Origin of the sequence: Synechococcus sp. H55.11 (assembly GCF_047462475.1) — a bacterium.
Lineage (GTDB): Bacteria > Cyanobacteriota > Cyanobacteriia > Thermostichales > Thermostichaceae > Thermostichus.
Window position 1 is genome coordinate 1 of the sequence record NZ_JANSJI010000242.1, and the last position, 939, is coordinate 939.

The window sequence follows — 939 nt, forward strand, 5'->3', positions numbered from 1 at the left end:
CCGAGCCCAAAGCCCTAGAGCTGTGGCTGTGCGGGGATCAGATCCGCAAAGGAGCAGCCCTCAACGCCATTCAAATTGCCGAGCTGCTTTTGAAGGACTAGTTCACCACCACTGTCCAAGTAACAGGCCCGGCCTGAACAGGAGCCGCCTGCGTGCTGTTCAACGTGACAGGGGAGTTGGGGTAAGAGTAGGTGCCGGGTGCTGGCAAGGGAGCCGTCTGCACGGGGATAGTGACTGTGCAGGTTCCGCCTACAGCCACTGACCCTCCGGTGAATTGAATGGTGTTCCCACCCACGTTAGCTGCGAGATTAGCTCCAGCACCGCAGGTAGCAGGTAAGGGAGGAGGTACGCCAGGCCCTACTGTCAAAGACGGCGCTCCCGGCAAGGTGTGGCTAAAGCTCACACCGGTCAAGGGTATAGCGGCGTTGTTGGTGATGGTAAAGGTGAGCGTTCCAGTGCCGGTAACAGGGGCCGGGCCAAGTGGGCCAAGCGGGTTAGGAGAAAAGGCCATGGTAAAGGTGGGAGCTGGCACCGTTACCGCCAGGTTGATAGCAGCAGCGGTAGCATTGGGCGCCTGGTTGCTGCTGAGGACTACTGCTGGGCTGGTCAAGGATCCCGCTGTGGTGGCCGTAACTTGAAGATCCAGGCTGATGGTGCAACTGGCGTTAGCTGCCAACGAGCCGTTGACCAGCAAGATGGAATTTGCCCCTGGCGGAGCGGCCACCGTCCCACCACAGCCATTATTCAAGTTATTGGGAGTGGCGACAATTAAGCCGGCAGGTAGCGGATCGGAGAAAGAGAGGCCGGTCAGGGGCAAGGCGGCTGTGTTGGTAATTGTGTAGGTCAGGGTTGTTTTGGCAGTGGGGCCGGCGGCCACTGAGGTGGGGCTAAATGCCTTGGCAAAAGTCGGGGCAGTCGGAGCCGGTGTTGGCGTGGGTG

The 939-nt window shown here is 59.9% G+C and carries 1 protein-coding gene; it reads right to left on the minus strand.

Annotated elements, in window-relative coordinates; all coding sequences use genetic code 11:
* Positions 1-97: 97 nt before the first annotated feature.
* The coding region (locus NW853_RS09725) for a hypothetical protein (RefSeq protein ID WP_414348910.1) at positions 98-939 on the minus strand (842 nt) is incomplete at its 5' end.